Source organism: Arsukibacterium sp. (genome assembly GCF_041616895.1).
In the GTDB taxonomy this organism is placed as follows: Bacteria; Pseudomonadota; Gammaproteobacteria; order Enterobacterales; family Alteromonadaceae; genus Alishewanella.
The window spans coordinates 1-17,614 of the sequence record NZ_JBFJPY010000005.1 but is presented as its reverse complement, the minus strand read 5'-3'; the positions used below and the strand labels follow the sequence as shown (position 1 = coordinate 17,614).

At 49.0% G+C, this 17,614-nt stretch carries 10 protein-coding genes; 8 read left to right on the top strand and 2 right to left on the bottom strand.

The annotated features are described in order from the left end of the window. The first annotated feature begins 8 nt into the window (after positions 1-8). The 3 genes from ABY802_RS01835 (at position 9) to ABY802_RS01825 (ending at position 6,689) form a co-directional block, all read left to right on the top strand. On the top strand, positions 9-2,264 hold the full coding sequence (locus ABY802_RS01835; protein WP_372625303.1) for an Orn/Lys/Arg decarboxylase N-terminal domain-containing protein: 2,256 nt from the start codon (positions 9-11) through the stop codon (positions 2,262-2,264). A 159-nt stretch (positions 2,265-2,423) separates the two neighbouring features. After that, complete coding sequence (locus tag ABY802_RS01830; protein WP_372625302.1) at positions 2,424-3,566, top strand: efflux RND transporter periplasmic adaptor subunit; 1,143 nt, start codon at positions 2,424-2,426, stop codon at positions 3,564-3,566. 3 nt (positions 3,567-3,569) lie between these two features. Beyond that, the gene (locus tag ABY802_RS01825; protein WP_372625301.1) at positions 3,570-6,689 is read left to right on the top strand and encodes an efflux RND transporter permease subunit; all 3,120 of its coding nucleotides are present in this window, start codon (positions 3,570-3,572) and stop codon (positions 6,687-6,689) included. On the opposite strand, the gene ABY802_RS01820 is transcribed toward ABY802_RS01825, so the two are convergent. After that, positions 6,686-7,261, bottom strand: coding sequence for a gamma-glutamylcyclotransferase (locus ABY802_RS01820; RefSeq protein ID WP_372625300.1), 576 nt, complete (start codon positions 7,259-7,261; stop codon positions 6,686-6,688). The two genes, ABY802_RS01825 and ABY802_RS01820, sit on opposite strands and share 4 nt — an antisense overlap. A 303-nt stretch (positions 7,262-7,564) precedes the next feature. Here ABY802_RS01820 and ABY802_RS01815 point away from each other — a divergent pair, with 303 nt between their 5' ends. Continuing rightward, positions 7,565-9,667 (top strand): TonB-dependent receptor, encoded by a 2,103-nt coding sequence (locus ABY802_RS01815; protein ID WP_372625299.1) that lies wholly within the window; start codon positions 7,565-7,567, stop codon positions 9,665-9,667. A 116-nt stretch (positions 9,668-9,783) separates the two neighbouring features. On the opposite strand, the gene xseA is transcribed toward ABY802_RS01815, so the two are convergent. Then, complete coding sequence (gene xseA / locus ABY802_RS01810) at positions 9,784-11,121, bottom strand: exodeoxyribonuclease VII large subunit (protein ID WP_372625298.1); 1,338 nt, start codon at positions 11,119-11,121, stop codon at positions 9,784-9,786. 153 nt (positions 11,122-11,274) lie between these two features. On the opposite strand from xseA, the gene guaB reads away from it, so the two are divergent. The 4 genes from guaB to ABY802_RS01790 form a co-directional block, all read left to right on the top strand. Next, complete coding sequence (gene guaB, locus ABY802_RS01805; RefSeq protein WP_372625297.1) at positions 11,275-12,744, top strand: IMP dehydrogenase; 1,470 nt, start codon at positions 11,275-11,277, stop codon at positions 12,742-12,744. Between the two features lie 56 nt (positions 12,745-12,800). After that, positions 12,801-14,378: a glutamine-hydrolyzing GMP synthase gene (gene guaA, locus ABY802_RS01800; protein WP_372625296.1), complete on the top strand. Its 1,578-nt coding sequence runs from the start codon at positions 12,801-12,803 to the stop codon at positions 14,376-14,378. 130 nt (positions 14,379-14,508) lie between these two features. After that, complete coding sequence (locus tag ABY802_RS01795; RefSeq protein WP_372625295.1) at positions 14,509-15,414, top strand: MlaA family lipoprotein; 906 nt, start codon at positions 14,509-14,511, stop codon at positions 15,412-15,414. Further along, positions 15,398-17,614 (top strand): MMPL family transporter (locus tag ABY802_RS01790; protein WP_372625294.1); only part of this gene is annotated, 2,217 nt, incomplete at its 3' end. The genes ABY802_RS01795 and ABY802_RS01790, both read left to right, overlap by 17 nt.

Here is a 17,614-nt window from a genome sequence, read left to right as displayed (position 1 = left end):
ATTAACTGATGAAGTTTCGTTTCCCGGTTATCGTGATTGATGAAGATTTCCGTTCAGAAAATATTTCCGGCTCGGGTATTCGTGATCTTGCCCAGGCTATCGGCAGCCATGGTTTTGAGGTGGTCGGTTATACCAGCTACGTCGATTTAACCGCTTTTGCCCAGCAGGCTAGTCGTGCGTCGTGCTTTATTTTATCGATAGATGATGAAGAGTTTGGTAGCGGCAGTGATGCTGACGTGATTACCGCGCTGACTGAGCTGCGGGCTTTTGTCAAAGAGGTACGTAAACGTAACGCCGATATTCCGATATTCTTATACGGTGAAACCCGCACCAGCCGCCATATTCCTAATGACGTATTGCGCGAGCTGCACGGCTTTATTCATATGTTTGAAGATACGCCGGAATTTGTTGCCCGGCATATTATCCGCGAAGCGCAAAAATACTTAGATGCGTTAGCGCCGCCGTTTTTCAACGCGTTGATGGATTATGCCTCAGACGGCTCGTATTCCTGGCATTGCCCGGGGCACTCGGGCGGTGTGGCCTTCTTAAAAAGCCCGGTTGGCCAGATGTTTCACCAGTTTTTTGGCGAAAACATGCTGCGGGCCGATGTCTGTAATTCGGTTGATGAATTAGGTCAGTTGCTGGACCATACCGGCCCGGTAGCGCAAAGCGAGCAGAACGCTGCCCGTATTTTTAATGCCGACCATCTGTTTTTTGTCACCAACGGTACTTCTACCTCGAATAAAATGGTCTGGCACTCAGTGGTGGCGCCGGGCGATATCGTGGTGGTAGATCGCAATTGCCATAAATCCATTTTACATTCGATTATTATGACCGGCGCTATTCCGGTATTTTTAATGCCAACCCGAAACCATTACGGCATTATTGGCCCCATTCCTAAAAGTGAGTTTTCACCTGAGGCCATTGCTAAAAAAATAGAAGCCAACCCATTTGCCCGAAATGCTAAGAATAAAAAGCCGCGTATTTTAACCATTACTCAAAGTACTTATGACGGTATTTTATATAACGTAGAAGAAATTAAACAGGAACTGGGCTCGACCATCGACACCCTGCATTTTGACGAAGCCTGGTTACCGCACGCCAGCTTCCACGATTTTTATAAAAATATGCATGCGATAGGTAAAGACCGGCCACGCTCAGATGAAACCCTGGTATTCGCGACCCAGTCCACCCATAAGTTGCTGGCTGGCTTATCGCAAGCCTCACAAATTCTGGTGCAAAACGCCACTAACCGCAATCTGGATACCCATCGCTTTAACGAATCCTACTTAATGCACAGCTCAACCAGCCCGCAGTATGCCATTATCGCCAGCTGCGATGTGGCCGCTGCCATGATGGAAGCGCCGGGCGGCACCTCGCTGGTAGAAGAAAGTTTATTTGAAGCTATGGATTTTCGCCGTGCGATGCGCAAAGTAGATGCCGAATTTGGTGATGATGACTGGTGGTTTAAAGTATGGGGCCCCGAGCATTTGCCGGAAGAGGGCATAGGCGAGCGCGATAACTGGGTGCTACACGCCACTGACAGCTGGCATGGCTTTGGGCCAATAGAGTCGGGCTTTAATATTCTAGACCCGATTAAAGCAACCATTATTACCCCTGGCCTGAATATGCTGGGTCAGTTTGACGAGCAGGGCATACCAGCCACTATCGTCAGCAAATATCTGGCAGAGCACGGTATTATTATTGAGAAAACCGGTCTGTATTCGTTCTTTATTATGTTTACTATTGGTATTACCAAGGGTCGCTGGAACTCGATGGTTACTGAGCTGCAGCAGTTTAAAGACGACTACGATCAGAACTTGCCGATGTGGCGCATTATGCCGGAATTTGTGGCCAAGAACCCTCGCTATGAAAAAGTGGGTCTGCGCGATTTATGTCAGCAAATTCACAATATCTACCGCCAGTTTGACGTGGCAAAAGTGACCACTGAAATGTATCTGTCGACCATTGAAACCGCCATGACCCCGGCCGATGCCTGGGCCAAAATGGCCCACCGAGAAATTGAGCGGGTGTCTATTGATGATATCGCCGGCCGGGTAACCGCCATGTTAGTCACACCTTACCCTCCGGGTATTCCGCTAATGGTGCCGGGCGAGCGTTTTAACGGCACTATTATCAACTACCTGAAGTTTACCCGCGCCTTTAACGGCCAGTTCCCGGGGTTTGAAACCGATGTACATGGTCTGGTACGAGAAACCGTGGCAGGGGAAAGTCAGTACTTTATTGATGTGGTAAAGGAGTAGTCTCTATCTGAAATTGAGACTGCGTACGGGATTGCCTAGCTAATACTAGGCAATCCTTTTTTGCTGCTGCACCAGTTTATATTTGCTAACAGTTTCCCGCTGTCTTTTTACCTCCACTTTGCTATGGTAGATAATGACCAGCAGCGATGGAGCGGATTAATGAAAACGTGGCAGAAGGGATTGTTTGCGGCAGGCGTATTTGGCTTGGCAATTGTGGTGTTTATTGTAATACAAGCTACCGCCAAACCACCGTTACAAAAAGAGAAGTCAGGATCGCTGGCGCCATTGGTCGTTACTCAACCATTGCAGGCACAGCCCCATCGTTTTGAGCTGCAACTCTGGGCCGAAGTAAAACCCAAAGAAAAAACCACCTTAACCCCTGAGGTGTCGGGCCGGGTTATCGCTTTAAACCCGAACTTTATTGCCGGCGGCGTTATAACTAAAGGCACAGTGCTGGTGCAGCTGGATGAGGCAGACTATCAGGTGGCCTTACTCAGTGCTGAGGCTGCTGTTGCCAGTGCCGAATCTGCACTTTCTCAGGAGCAGGCGCAAGCCCGGGTGGCTGAGCAGGAATTGCGCCATTTATCCCGAGATCAAATTACCGCGTTAGCATTACGCCAACCTCAGTTACTCAGCGCAGAAGCCGCGTTAAAATCTGCTAAGGCATCGCTGCAGAAAGCAAAGCGTGATTTAGAAAGAACCCGGATTACCGCGCCTTATGATGCTCTGGTCGTCAATCGTAACATTGGTTTGGGGCAGGTGGTCAGCACGGGCACCGCGTTGGGCGAACTGTACAGTGTTGAGCAGGCAGAGCTTTATGTTCCTGTTGCCAGTTTTGATCTGGCTTATTTACCGACAGAGCGCGCAGGTATTCCGGCGCAGTTAAGAACTGAACAGGTGAGCCGCGAAGCGAAGGTAGTGCGTGATTTGGGATTGGTGGACAGCCAGACCCGAATGAGCCATCTGGTGGTGCAACTTGACGACCCCTATGCCGTGCGCAGCCAGCAACCGGTTATCCGATTTGGTCAGTATGTGGAGGTGCGTCTGGCCGGTCGGGTTGAAGATAAGCTCTACACGATTCCGCAAGACGCGTTGTCCGATGGCAAAGTCTGGCTTTTACAACCGGATATGACGATGGCTCAGCAAGAGGTGGAGGTGGTTCGGCAATCGGGTAAATTTGCTTATGTCAAAGCGGGTTTAACCGATGGCCAGCAGCTTATCTTAACGGTACCCAATTTCCCGCAACCGGGGATGGCGGTGCGCACTGCACCAAGCGACAGCGAGCTGGTAAAAGCGGAGTAAATCATGCCTTATAATCCTGATAAAGGCATTATTGCCTGGTTTGCCCGCAACAGTGTTGCCGCTAATTTACTGATGGTGTTTATTGTTGTGATGGGGCTGGTGACCTATGCCACCATGCAACGGCAAATGTTTCCCTCTGTAGAAGTTAATTATATTCATGTCAGTGCCACTTTTCGTGGTGCTGCGCCGCAGGAAATTGAAGAGGGCATCCTGATTAAAATAGAGGAAGCGCTGACCGACATTGAAGGCATTAAACGTTATCGCAGTAACGCCTGGCGAGGTGGTGGCCGGGTCAGCATTGAGCTGGTGCCGGGCACAGATATTTCATCCCGCTTAGATCAGGTAAAGCTGAAAATGGATGCCATCAGTACCTTCCCCAGCGCGATGGAGCCATTAACGATTTATCAGGTAGAGTGGCGCCAGGATGCAGTTAATCTGGTGCTGACCGGTACCGAGGATCAACTGGCGTTAAAAGCGATGGGGCGGCAGATAAAGAATGAATTGCTGCAGCTTGAGAATATCAGTTTCGTTGACTTTGATGCGATGCCGGCATGGGAGATAGGCATTGAAATTGAGCCGGCAACGCTTGAGCGTTACAACATCAGCTTACAGGATATCAGCAGGGCCATAACGCAGCATTCTGACAATGTGTCGGCCGGCATGATCCGCTCTGACGCCGGCATGATCACTATCCGCTCTGAGCAACGCGCTTACCGGGCAGATGAGTTTGCGGTGCTGCCAATTATAACCGGGCCGCAGGGGGAACAGATCCAGCTGGGTGATATTGCTACTATCTATGATGGCTTTGAAGAGCGTATTAACTATATGCGTTACGACGGTAAACCGGCAGCATTTATGGCAGTGAAAGCCTCTGCAACGCAGTCATTGCCAGATGTTGCTGCCAGCGTGAAACAGTATGTTGAGTTCAAGAATACGCAATTGCAGGGGGATTATCAGCTGCACAGCCTGGTAGATATGACGTACTACCTGAACGGCCGCCTGAATATGATGTGGAGCAATCTGCTGCAGGGGGCGGTACTGGTGTTTTTGATGCTGATGCTGTTTTTACGCTTTAAAGTCGCGTTCTGGGTAATGCTCGGTTTACCGATTGCTTTTCTGGGCGCTATCTGGCTGATGCCTTTCGCTGGCGTCACCATCAATATCATCAGTCTGTTCGCGTTTATTATGGTGCTGGGCATCGTGGTCGATGACGCTATCGTCATAGGCGAAAGTGCCTATCATGAAACTGAGTTGCAAGGCCATAGTGTTGATAATATTATCCGTGGCGCGCAGCGGGTGGCTACCCCAGCGACCTTTGGCGTGTTAACTACGATGGCGGTATTCGCCCCTTTTATGCTGGGCAATAGTATAGAAGCCAATGAATTTAAAGTTATTTCTATTGTAGTAGTGTGTTGTTTGTTCTTCAGTCTGGTTGAATCAAAACTGATATTACCAGCGCATTTAGCCCATACTAAATTAACGCCGGTGCCCGAAAATGGCTGGCGTATGCGCTTTAACAAGCGTTTTCAGGGGTTTATAGAACGTCGTTATCAACCGTTTCTTCAGGCTTGTATGGCCCACCGCTATGTGACCCTCGGCGTGTTTTTTGGCATTCTACTCAGTGGTTTTGGTTTAATCTCTGCCAATCATATCCGAACGGTGATGACCCCGCCGGTACCGCATGACTATCCGGAAATTCGCTTTGAAATGCATCAAAATGCCTCAGAGCAGCAAAGCCTGGCTATTTTACAGCAGCTTGAACAGCTGGTTTATCAACAAGAAGCCGCAGTGGTTGAGCAAACCGGCAAACCGATGATTAAACATGTGATGGCCTGGCTGAACAACCAGACCAGCGGCACGGTGTTAGTCACCCTGGTTGATGAAGAAGAGCGGCCGATTAAAGCTTTTGAGATGGGACGTCGCTGGCGGGAGAGTTTACCAGAACTTGCCGGAGTGCGAACCATTCAGGTCAGAGACGATTTATTCAGTGGCGGCGAACAGCGTGAATTGGGTTATCGTTTGTTTGGTACCGATATTGATCAACTGAATGCCGCAGGCCATGCATTAATCAGTGAATTAAGCAATATACCGGGTGTTTATGATTTAGGCTCCAGCATCGATTCAGGCAGTAAAGAGCTGAATTTGGAATTGAAGCCGCTGGCCCATCAGTTAGGCTTAACACCCACCTGGCTGGCACAGCAGGTTGGCTACAGTTTTTATGGTATCGAAGCGCAGCGAATGATCCGCGACGGCGATGAAGTGCGCGTGATGGTGCGCTATCCGAAGGAACAGCGGCAGCAGGTCGCATCGTTGCAACATACCCGCCTTAAATTGCCAACCGGTGAGTTTGTGATGCTCGGTGACGTTGCTGAGATTGCTGAAATACCGGGAATTTCGCGGATTAATCGTGAGGCTGGTTTTAGAAATGTCCGGATTGAAGCCAGTGTTGATCAGCAGCAGGTAACAACGTCTGAGGTGGTGAAGCTGGTAAGAACCGATATTATGCCGGATTTACTGGAGCGCTTCCCCGGAGTGAAATCGGAACTGGGTGGCCAGATAGAAGAGCAGCAAAAACAACGCAACCAGATGCTGCTGTATATGATTGCTGGCTTATTGTTAGTTTACATCCTGTTGGCTATTCCGCTGAAAAGCTATAGTCAGCCGGTGATCATTATGTCGGTGATCCCGTTTGGCATGACCGGGGCATTATGGGCGCACTTCTTCCTTGGCTTTGATCTGTCACTGTTCTCTTTCTTTGGCATGATTGCCGCAGCCGGGGTAGTAATAAACGACAGTCTGGTGTTTACCGATTACGTCAACCAGGCCCGTGACAGAGGCTTAACATTAAAAGAAAGTATCATCTCTGCCGGCAGTATGCGCTTCAGGGCCATATTACTTACATCGCTAACCACCTTCTTCGGCTTAGTGCCAATAATGTTCGAAACAAGCCTGCAAGCACAGTTTGTTATTCCGATGGCAATATCACTCAGTTTTGCCGTGCTGTTCGCCACCTTAATTACCTTGATCCTGGTACCTTGCTTTTATGTGATCCTAGAGGATGTTAAGAATCTGTTTCGGCGTCGCAAACAAAAAGTGTTATTAAAGCGACAAGCCCTGGATTAGTACTCTGGAGTAAGTTTTAACAGCGCTTGCTCAATGGCAAATACATGCGCATCGTGCTCGTTCATATCGCGCAGGGCCTGCGCCAGTTTAAGTAAGTATTCACTGTTGGGGCCACTAGGCCCCTTACTTTTCGCTATATGAGTGGCTATCGCCTGATCACTGGCAGGGCCCAGATAGGCTTCATTGTCCGCATTGGCTAAATATACCAGGCCCTCAGACTGGCCTGGCTCATTAAGCCAGTGCAACTGGGTAAATACCCGCAAGTACCCGTTTTTCTCGCGGTGGTCTAAATGCTCAAAGGTATCAGGCGTTACCTGATAGGCCATACCGGCACAGCGCTCGCCAGGTACTTCTATCAGCGTCAATACCCGGCCAGGCGCATCTGGTGTGCCACGATGATCATGCGAGCCTTGCCAGAAACGGCGCTGCCAGCCATAAATACAGGCTGGCTTGCATTGCAGATAAGCAAAGTCAGCTTTGTAAATCAACGAGCCATAACCAAACAACCAGACCGATTCCAGATGATCCAGCGGCTGGCGCTGTTTGTTCAGGGCAATTGTGTTATGTGACATAAGACTCCGTTGCTTCAAGGTTTAAAGTCACTGCATGCTTGGTTACAGGCAGCATGTTATCAACTCCGGGCTGTTAATAAAATCTACAAGTCGACACTGGCCGACAACCAGATTGCCAATTAGTTACCCATTTACAGAAAAGTTTTTCGTAATGCGCGTGCAATTAATAACGATTCGTATTAACATTGCTCCAGTTTGATTGCTTTGGTAATTTCAGGCAGACATTAACCAGCATTATTTATGGTTACTTCACTGTCAGCCACGGAACAAGGCAAAAAAATAATCAATATAAATACGGAGACTGTGAAATTGAAATTCCAACTAACAAGTATTGCGGCTGCTGTAATCTTAAGTAATTCGGCGTTAGCTCAAAACATTGAAGCTGTCGAAAGGATCGTTGTAGAAGGGAAATACCTGTCTGTTAATGAATCTAACTCAGTAAAAACGCCAACGCCGATTATTGACGTCCCGCAAAGCTTATCCATTATTACTGCTGAGCAGATCACAGAGCGCGGCTTTGACAGTATTGGTGACATTATAGATTACACGCCAGGCGTCAATACCTCGCAGGGCGAAGGACACCGTGATTCAGTAGTATTTCGGGGCGTGCGTTCTACGGCTGATTTTTATATTGATGGTAACCGCGATGATGTGCAGTATTACCGCGCGTTGTACAACATTGAACAAGTAGAAATTTTACGTGGCCCGAATGCCTTGCTATTTGGCCGTGGTGGTACAGGCGGCATCTTAAACCGCGTGTCAAAAAAAGCTCAGCTCGATAATAATTTCAGTGGTTATAAACTGGGTTTGAATAGTTTCGGCGGTGTTAGCGGTGAACTGGATACTAACCTTGTAACCACAGACAGCTCTGCGGTGCGTATCAATGCTATGGTTGAGCATCTGGAAGGACACCGTGATTTTTATGATGGCGACCGGGTGGGTTTTAATCCAACAGCACGGGTTAAGTTATCTGATGTCACCCTACTTGATCTATCGTATGAATATGTTAACCACGAACGCTTTATCGACCGTGGTATCCCGACGGGTGCTGATGGCCGCCCGGTAGCTGCGCTGCAAGACATCGTATTCGCTGATCCGGAAAATAACTTCCATGAATTAGAAGCGCACGTAGTGCGCGCAGCACTGGAGCATCGTTTCAGTGCTAACGTCAAAGGTAATTTCAGCGTTCAATATGGCGACTATGATAAAATTTACGCCAACTTTTATGCCACCGACTATAACCAAAATGCCAATACAGTTGAGCTGGACGGTTATGTTGATAACACCTGGCGTGAGAACCTGACATTGTCTGCGAGCCTTATCGGCGAATTTGATACCGGCGCGGTGAGCCATACCGTTATTGTTGGCTCTGAGTTTATTCAGACCGACTCTGATCAGAACCGCTTTAACCCGGTGTTCGACACTACCTTATCAGACCGTGAAGTTTTCAGCATCGCGCGGCCGTTAAACTTTAAAAACCTGAGCGGTGTTAATGCTAATGGTGATAGCGTTACCGCCAGTTTCAGCGATTTAAATGACGACACCCGGGTTGATTTAAGCGTGTTCTCATTTTATTTACAAGATGAAATCAAACTAACTGAACAGCTGAACCTGGTGCTGGGGGCACGTTTTGACCGTTTTAATATTGACGTGTTGAACGCTCTGCCGTCGTCATTGGAAACCCGCTCCAGAACCGATGAAGAAATCTCACCACGGGCCGGTTTAATTTATAAACCACAGGAAAATATCTCAGTTTACGCCAGCTACAGCGAATCTTTCCTGCCACGAAGCGGCGAGCAGTATACTGATATCAATGGCAGTAACAATGAGTTAGACCCTGATACTTTCACCAATCGTGAGGTTGGCGTTAAATGGGATTTCGCGCAAGGCCTGAGTTTCACCGCTGCAGTGTTTGAAAACGAGCAAAGCTCACCACAGGTTGCCGACAGTGACCCTGCAACGCTGGATGTGATTGATTCTGATATTTCAGGTTTCGAGTTGCAGGTAAGTGGCCAGATCATGCCTGACTGGACAGTATCAGCTAACTACAGCAACATGACTGGTGAAATTGTCGACCGCAATGGCCCAACCGGCAGAACACCTGCAGAACTGCCTGAGAATACCTTCTCGGTATGGACACGTTACCAGGTAAATGACGTGTTTGGGTTCGGTGTTGGTGCCACTTATCAGGATAAGAGTTTTATCAATAGCGGCAACACCGCGGTATTACCGTCTTATACCCGGGTTGATGTGTCGGCTTACTACGATATCTCTGACGACTTGCGACTGCAGCTGCACATTGAAAATCTGACAGATGAGCTGTACTTTCCAAATGCGCACTCCACGCATCAGGCAACCGTTGGCGCGCCAATTAATGCCATGCTGAGTTTGGTCGGGTCTTTCTAAGTATCAAAATATAAAGTATTCGAAAATCATGAATCAGATAAAAATGCCAGTTAGACCATAACTGGCATTTTTTTAATGTTGAAATGCCCCTTTTATTTTAGGAAAACCTCAGTTACCTAAACCCCATTAAGCTTTTTCACCTCGGCATCAAAGCCACCTTCTGCCAGTTTAATGGCGACCTTATCCCCGGCTTTTAACTGTTTGCTGGAGGTTAGCACCTGCTGTTTTTCATCAAAGGCAATACTGTAGCCACGGGCGAGGGTGGCCAGCGGGCTTACCGTGTTTAGCTGGTTGCTTAAGCGGCCGAGGGTTTGTTGCTGCTGCTTAAGTTGCTGGCTTATACCGCGCGCCAGTCGTTGTTGCAGCTGCTGCAGTTGCTCGTGCTGCTGCTTAATGGCTTTGGCAGGTGATAGGTGCTGCAGGCTTTGCTGTAAATACTGCTGCTGGCGTTTAGCATTCGCAAGTTGCTGCGCAATAACCCGGTTTAAGCGCAGTTGCAGCTCGTCTAACCGCTGTTGCTGTTGTTGCAGGCGCCGTTTCGGGTGCAGTGCCAGCAGGCGTTGTTCCAGTTGCTTAAGATCCGGTTTTAGCCGGTTTAACTGGCTGCGCTGTGCTTGTACCAGTGCGCTTTGTAAACGGTGCAGCCGTTCCAGTAAATGGCTTTGATCGGGCGATACCAGCTCTGCTGCAGCTGATGGCGTTGGGGCGCGGACATCGGCAACAAAGTCGGTTAGAGCAAAATCTATCTCGTGGCCTACCGCACTGACTATCGGAATAGGGCAAGCAGCGACGGCGCGCGCCAGTTGCTCATCGTTAAAACACCATAAGTCTTCCAGCGAGCCACCTCCACGGCCAATTATAAGTACATCTACTTCATTGCGCCGGATGGCCGTGCTTAACATTTGCTGTAATTGCCTGGCTGCCTGTTCGCCCTGCACTAAGCAGGGGTAAATAATCACTTCGATACCCGGCGAGCGGCGCTGCAGTACACTGACAATATCGCGAATGGCCGCACCGGTGGGCGAGGTAATCACGCCCACCCGGTTAATATGGGCGGGTAGTGGCTGTTTGCGCGCTTCGTCAAATAAGCCCTCGGCCTGCAGCCGGTTTTTAAGTTGTTCGTACTGCTGTTTCAGTAAGCCATCGCCAGCCGGCTCTATCATTTCGGCCAGTAGCTGATACTCACCGCGGGGCTCGTATACGCTAATACGGGCTCGAATTAATACCTGCTGGCCGTTTTGCGGTTTTACGCTGGCATTGCGATTAGCCTGCTTAAACATCGCCACTTTAACCTGCGCTGCCTGATCTTTTAGTGAAAAATACCAATGACCCGATGCTGCCTGGACAAAATTAGACACTTCGCCCACCAGCCACAGCCGCTGAAACTGCAGCTCCAGAATCAGCCTGACTTCACTGTTTAAGCGGGAAACGGTATATATATCGGGGTTTTGCATGAGTCACCCAGGATAAACTGCTTTGATGCTAGTTTACGTTAAGGCGGCGTCTTAACACAAAAAGAAAAAACCGATTGTTCTATCGCCACAAATCCTTTAAAATTGCGCCGCAACATTCCCTATCTTTTCATCCTTCACAGCGAGATTGTTGCAATGCTCAGGATCAAGAAAGAAGCCCTTACCTTTGACGACGTGTTATTGGTTCCGGCGCACTCTACCGTACTACCCCACACTGCGGATTTACGCACTCAACTGACCAAAAGCATCACGCTGAATATTCCTATGGTATCGGCCTCTATGGACACGGTAACCGAAGCCCGTTTAGCTATCGCGCTGGCGCAGGAAGGTGGTCTGGGTTTTATTCATAAGAATATGACCATTGAAGAGCAGGCCGCTAATGTCCGTAAGGTGAAAAAATATGAAAGCGGGGTAGTGTCGGATCCGGTGACTGCATCTGCAGACATGACGGTTCGCGAAGTGCAGGCCTTAGCTCAGCAGCATGGGTTTTCTGGGTTTCCGGTACTGGATAAAGAACAGAACCTGGTGGGTATTGTTACCGGCCGGGATATGAGCTTTGAAGCGGATTTACAAGCCAGCGTTACTTCTGTGATGACCTCGCGTGAGCGACTGGTGACCGTTAATGAAAACGCGCCGCGTGAACAAGCATTTAGGTTAATGCATGAGCACCGGATTGAAAAAGTACTGGTGGTGGATGATAACTTTAAACTAAAAGGCCTGATCACCGTTCGCGATTACTATAAAGCGGCAAGTAAGCCCAATGCTTGTAAAGATGAATTAGGCCGGTTACGGGTTGGCGCAGCAGTAGGCGTAGGCCCGGGTACTGATGAGCGGATTGCAGCCTTAGTTGAAGCTGGCGTCGATATTCTGTTAATCGATACGTCGCATGGTCATTCGCAAGGGGTGATTGAGCGGGTTAAACAAACCCGTGCCCAGTACCCCGATTTACAAATTGTCGCCGGTAACGTAGCAACTGCTGAAGGTGCTAAAGCACTGGCCGACGCCGGTGCCAATGCGGTGAAAGTGGGTATTGGTCCTGGCTCTATTTGTACTACCCGCATCGTAACCGGTTGTGGCGTGCCGCAAATTACCGCTATCTCTGATGCGGTTGAGGGCATTAAGGGTACTGATGTCTGCATTATTGCTGATGGCGGTATTCGCTTCTCTGGCGATGTGGCTAAAGCCTTAGTGGCTGGCGCGCACTGCGTTATGGTCGGCTCTATGTTTGCCGGTACGGAAGAAGCACCGGGCGAAGTCGAGCTTTATCAGGGCCGTTACTATAAATCGTATCGTGGTATGGGCTCCTTAGGGGCGATGGCGCAGCGTAATGGCTCGTCAGATCGCTATTTCCAGGGCAGTAATAATGCCGAAAAGCTGGTACCAGAAGGTATTGAAGGCCGGGTGGCGTATAAAGGCCCGATTGAAAATATTATTCACCAGCAAATGGGTGGCCTGCGCTCGGCGATGGGTTTAACCGGTAGCCCGGATATGCTGACCCTGCGCACCAAGCCTGAGTTTGTTAAGGTTACCGCCGCCGGTATGGGTGAATCGCACGTACATGACGTGCAAATCACCAAGGAAGCGCCTAACTACCGGTTAGGCTAACAACAGTCGGTTGTCACGGCGGGCCTGGCCCGCCGTCTTATTTTTCAAAGGTTGTTATGAGCAAGAACATTCATCACCATCGTATTTTAATCCTAGATTTTGGGTCGCAGTACACCCAGCTTATTGCCCGTCGTGTGCGCGAAATTGGCGTGTATTGTGAGTTGTGGGCCTGGGATGTTAGCGACGAGCAAATTCGTGAGTTTAACCCTACCGGTATTATTTTATCGGGCGGCCCGGAAAGCGTTACTGAAGCTGGCTCACCAAGGGCGCCAGAGTATGTGTTTAATGCCGGCGTGCCGGTACTGGGCATTTGTTACGGTATGCAAACCATGGCTGAGCAGCTGGGCGGCAAGGTGCAGGGTTCTGATTTACGTGAGTTTGGTTATGCTCAGGTTGAAGTGATTGCGGCGAACGACTTTTTTGCCAAGATTGAAGATCATATTGGCGGCAATGGCAATGCCTTGCTGGATGTTTGGATGAGCCACGGCGACAAAGTGATCAGCATACCAGAAGGCTTTGTGACCTGCGCTCAGACCACCACTTGCCCGCATGCCGGGATGGTCGATGAGGCCCGCCAGTTTTACGGCGTACAGTTTCACCCGGAAGTTACCCACACCCGTCAGGGCCTGCGGATGCTGGAGCACTTCGTGGTCAATATTTGCGGCTGTGACAAACTATGGACGCCAGCGACCATTATCGAAGATGCAGTCGCCCGTTTAAAGCAACAAATTGGAACGGATCGGGTTATTCTGGGTTTATCCGGTGGCGTAGACAGCTCGGTTACTGCCATGTTGTTGCACCGGGCAATTGGTAGCAATTTAACCTGTGTGTTTGTTGATAACGGCTTACTGCGTTTAAACGAAGGCAAGCAGGTAATGGATATGTTTGGTGACCATTTTGGCCTGAACATCATTAAAATTGATGCCGAGCAGCGTTTCCTTGATGCCTTAGCCGGTGAAAATGAACCTGAAGCCAAGCGTAAAATTATCGGCCGGGTGTTTGTTGAAGTGTTCGACGAAGAGTCGCAAAAGCTGGAAAATGCCAAGTGGCTGGCGCAGGGCACCATTTACCCTGACGTGATTGAATCAGCTGGTTCTGCCACCGGTAAAGCCCATGTGATTAAATCGCACCATAACGTTGGTGGTTTACCGGCGCATATGAAGCTGGGTTTAGTGGAACCGCTGCGTGAGTTATTTAAAGACGAAGTACGCAAAGTCGGTCTGGAACTAGGCCTGCCATACGATATGCTGTACCGCCATCCGTTCCCCGGGCCAGGCTTAGGTGTGCGGGTACTGGGCGAAATTAAGAAAGAGTACTGCGATTTACTGCGCCGGGCCGATGCTATCTTTATTGAAGAGCTGCACAAGGCCGATTTATACAATAAAGTCAGCCAGGCGTTTGCGGTATTCCTGCCGGTAAAATCAGTGGGGGTAATGGGTGATGCCCGCAAATACGACTGGGTTGTCTCTTTACGTGCGGTGGAAACCATCGACTTTATGACTGCACACTGGGCACATTTGCCGTATGACATGTTGGGTAAGGTGTCGAACCGGATCATTAATGAAATTAATGGCATCTCCCGGGTAGTGTATGACATCTCAGGCAAGCCACCTGCGACGATAGAGTGGGAGTGATTTAGTTAACTTTAATGTTAATTAATTTTTAAAAGGCGCTTAGGCGCCTTTTTTGTTTATCGTGGTATGCTGCTGTTTTAATCTTGGGCGCAGTTGGCGCTTTTGGGTTTTGTTATACGGAGTTAACAGGATGACATATCGTTATACCCTTATCTGTTTAATGGTAGCTATGCTGACCGGGTGTGCCGGTAAACCAGAATCTGCTGGTAATGTAGTAGCCAATGACAATACTCCTGCCTCCCAGGCTGAGCCTGCCAAAATCTCCGCTGAAAATAAGGCACCAACAGCCGCAGAGCAATTGAGTGCCGGCCAGGTGACCCGCATTACCACCTCGCAGGGTACACTTGAGCTTGAGCCGACGGTGGTTGATATGGAGCCGGTAGCAGACGACACTGTCACCGGTGATGCTGAACCTGCTCCGGTGTATTACGATCCGCTGGAAGGCTGGAACCGGGCCGTGTTTAGTTTTAATCATGTCTCTTATACCTATGCCCTGATCCCTCTGGCCAAGGGTTATGAGGCGGTAGTACCGGCGATGGTGCGCGATAAAGTTAGTAATGCGTTTGCTAATATTCGCGAGCCGCTGAACCTGCTTAATAATACCTTAAGCGGTGACTTTAAAGAGGCCGGTAGTAATTTAGGCCGCTTTGTAATTAACTCCACCATCGGCATTCTTGGCTTGTTCGATCCGGCCACTGCCTGGTTTGAGATACCTGAAGCAAAACAAAGTATTGCTGATACCTTAAGCCATTATCAGATTGGCAGCGGGCCATATCTGGTTTTACCCATTCTGGGCCAGAGCGATTTGCGTGGCGCTACTTCTGTAGTCGGGGAGGCGTTAATTCAACCTCTTAACTATGTGGTCGATACGCCGGAGCTTTACTACTTGCAGGGGCTCAACATCATAAACAGCTTCTCTGGCCGTGCCGCCTTATACCAAACCCTATACCAGCAAGCTGAAGACCCTTATTTGTACTTTCGAAATCAGCATTTACAGGGTCTGAAACGGGATGAAGCCTATGTCAAACCAAAATAAGCACACTGACATAACCTGGTGGTTAGGGAGAAGTATCGTCCGTAGTCGCTGGTTTATTATTGGCATGTTTCTGGTACTTGGTGCTGTGGCTTTGGTTTTTTTAAACCAGTTTAGAATTGATGCTTCGGCTGAAACCTTGCTGGTAAAAAATAATGAACTGTATATTAAAAGTCAGCTGGCAAATCAGCGTTTTTCACCGGATGAATTTATTCTGGTAGCTTATAAGCCGCGCGATGGTGAGCTTTTCTCAGCGCAAACCTTTGCTGATATAACGGCCTTAAGTGCACAATACGCCACCCTTGAACGGGTGAGTTCAGTCACCTCTATGCTGACGGTACCGCTGCTAAACGATGCCAGTGCGTTTACTTCGGGAGCTGATGTTGAGAGCCTGACCTGGCAAAAACAGCAATATTCACCGCAAGACATGCGCCAACTGCTTACCGAACATCCCATTTTTACCGATTTACTGTTTAATAAAGCCCAAACTGCGGCAGGCATTCAGATAGTTTTTAAAGCCAATGCTGAGCTGCAGGAGCTAGATCAAAAAATTCTTGAGATTCAGGCGCTAACCCTTGAGCGCCCGCTGTCGAAAGGCGAAGAAGCCGAAATCGACCGGTTGCAACAAGCTGCTGATCCGATCCGCCAGCAGCTGACAGGGCAGCGCCAGCAAGAAATTGAAAAAATACAAAAAATTAATCAGCAGGTCGCAGCACGTGCTGACACTTATGTCGGCGGCGCTTATGTGGTGGGGCAGCATCTGGTCAGCATGATTAAAAGTGATTTAACCACCTTCGGCCTGGCGATAGCACTGATTATTGCCGCACTGCTACTGGTTATCTATCGCAGCTGGCGTTGGGTCTGTTTCCCGCTGCTCAGCTGCGCCGTTAGCGTATTGCTAACCTGTGGTTTGTTTGGCTTGTTGGATCTGCGAACTACGGTTATCTCGGCTAACTTTATTGCCCTGCAACTTATTTTAACGTTAGCCGTCATGATCCATTTGCTCGGCGCGTACCGGGAAATTGCCCTCGACCAGTCAGATCTGTCCCAGCAACAGCGGGTAGGTGCAATGTTGCAACAAAAAATTTCACCCTGTTTTTACGCGACTCTGACTACATCGGTCGGCTTTGGCTCACTGATTTTCAGCGGTATTCAGCCGGTAGTCGATTTTGGTTTTATGATGCTGATTGCCATGCTGATCACGATGAGTGTCAGCTTGTTGTTATTTCCTGCCTTGTTAAGTTTATTAAAAGCACGACCTGAAACCGCAGACTTTGCCTGGTTACAGCAGGGGTTACAGCAAGGAGCAGCAGGGGTGAAGCGCTGGCCTTATCCGGTGATCCTGAGCATAGTGCTGGTATTTGCCGGTCTGGCAACGGGCATCAGCCGGCTGAACGTTGAAAACAGCTTTATTAACTATTTTGCCAAAGACACATTGGTACATCAGGAGCTGGCGTTTATTGATCAGCAGTTTGGCGGTTCTACTCCGCTGGATATTGTGATAACCCTTGACCCAGAGCAGGCTAAGCCGGATCTGGTGATAACTGCAGACCAGTTAAATCAGCTGCATATCGCGCATGCTGCAGTGAAGGCGTTTGACGCTACCGGCAGTGTTACGTCACTGATCAACTTTACCACGCTGGCCAGACAACTTAACAATGACAAACCTTTGACAGAGTACGAACTGGACACAATTTACGAAATGCTCAGTACTAAGGTTACAAACCAGTTGGTGGGAGCCTATTTAGCCGATTCACCTCAGCAGGTTCGTATTGCCACGCGGGTGCAGGATACTACTAAAGATTTAAATCGTGAACAGCTGATGCAGCAACTGCATGCCGATTTACAAAGCGTTGGTCTGGCTGAACAAGACTATCAGCTGAGCAACCTGTTTGTACTGTATCAGGATATTTTGTCCCGTCTGTTTGACTCGCAGGTCACCACACTGGGTTTAGTGTATCTGGCGCTGGGTATGGTATTGCTGGCAATTTTTCGCTCTGTGAAAATTGCTTTAATTGCGCTGATACCGAATATTCTAACTACCTTAGGTATTGTCGGCCTGATTGGCTGGCTGAATATCCCGCTGGATCTGATGACGATCACTATTGCTGCCATAGCCATGGGCATTGCGGTGGATGATACCATTCACTTTGTGCATACTTATCTGCAGCATAGCGGGAATAATGCGATCAGTACTACGTTT

Coding starts and splice junctions, on each gene's coding strand:
- ABY802_RS01835 (WP_372625303.1), top strand. CDS start 9: ATGAAGTTTCGTTTCCCGGTTATCGTGATTGATGAAGATTTCCGTTCA.
- ABY802_RS01830 (WP_372625302.1), top strand. CDS start 2,424: ATGAAAACGTGGCAGAAGGGATTGTTTGCGGCAGGCGTATTTGGCTTG.
- ABY802_RS01825 (WP_372625301.1), top strand. CDS start 3,570: ATGCCTTATAATCCTGATAAAGGCATTATTGCCTGGTTTGCCCGCAAC.
- ABY802_RS01820 (WP_372625300.1), bottom strand. CDS start 7,261: ATGTCACATAACACAATTGCCCTGAACAAACAGCGCCAGCCGCTGGAT.
- xseA (WP_372625298.1), bottom strand. CDS start 11,121: ATGCAAAACCCCGATATATATACCGTTTCCCGCTTAAACAGTGAAGTC.
- guaB (WP_372625297.1), top strand. CDS start 11,275: ATGCTCAGGATCAAGAAAGAAGCCCTTACCTTTGACGACGTGTTATTG.
- guaA (WP_372625296.1), top strand. CDS start 12,801: ATGAGCAAGAACATTCATCACCATCGTATTTTAATCCTAGATTTTGGG.
- ABY802_RS01795 (WP_372625295.1), top strand. CDS start 14,509: ATGACATATCGTTATACCCTTATCTGTTTAATGGTAGCTATGCTGACC.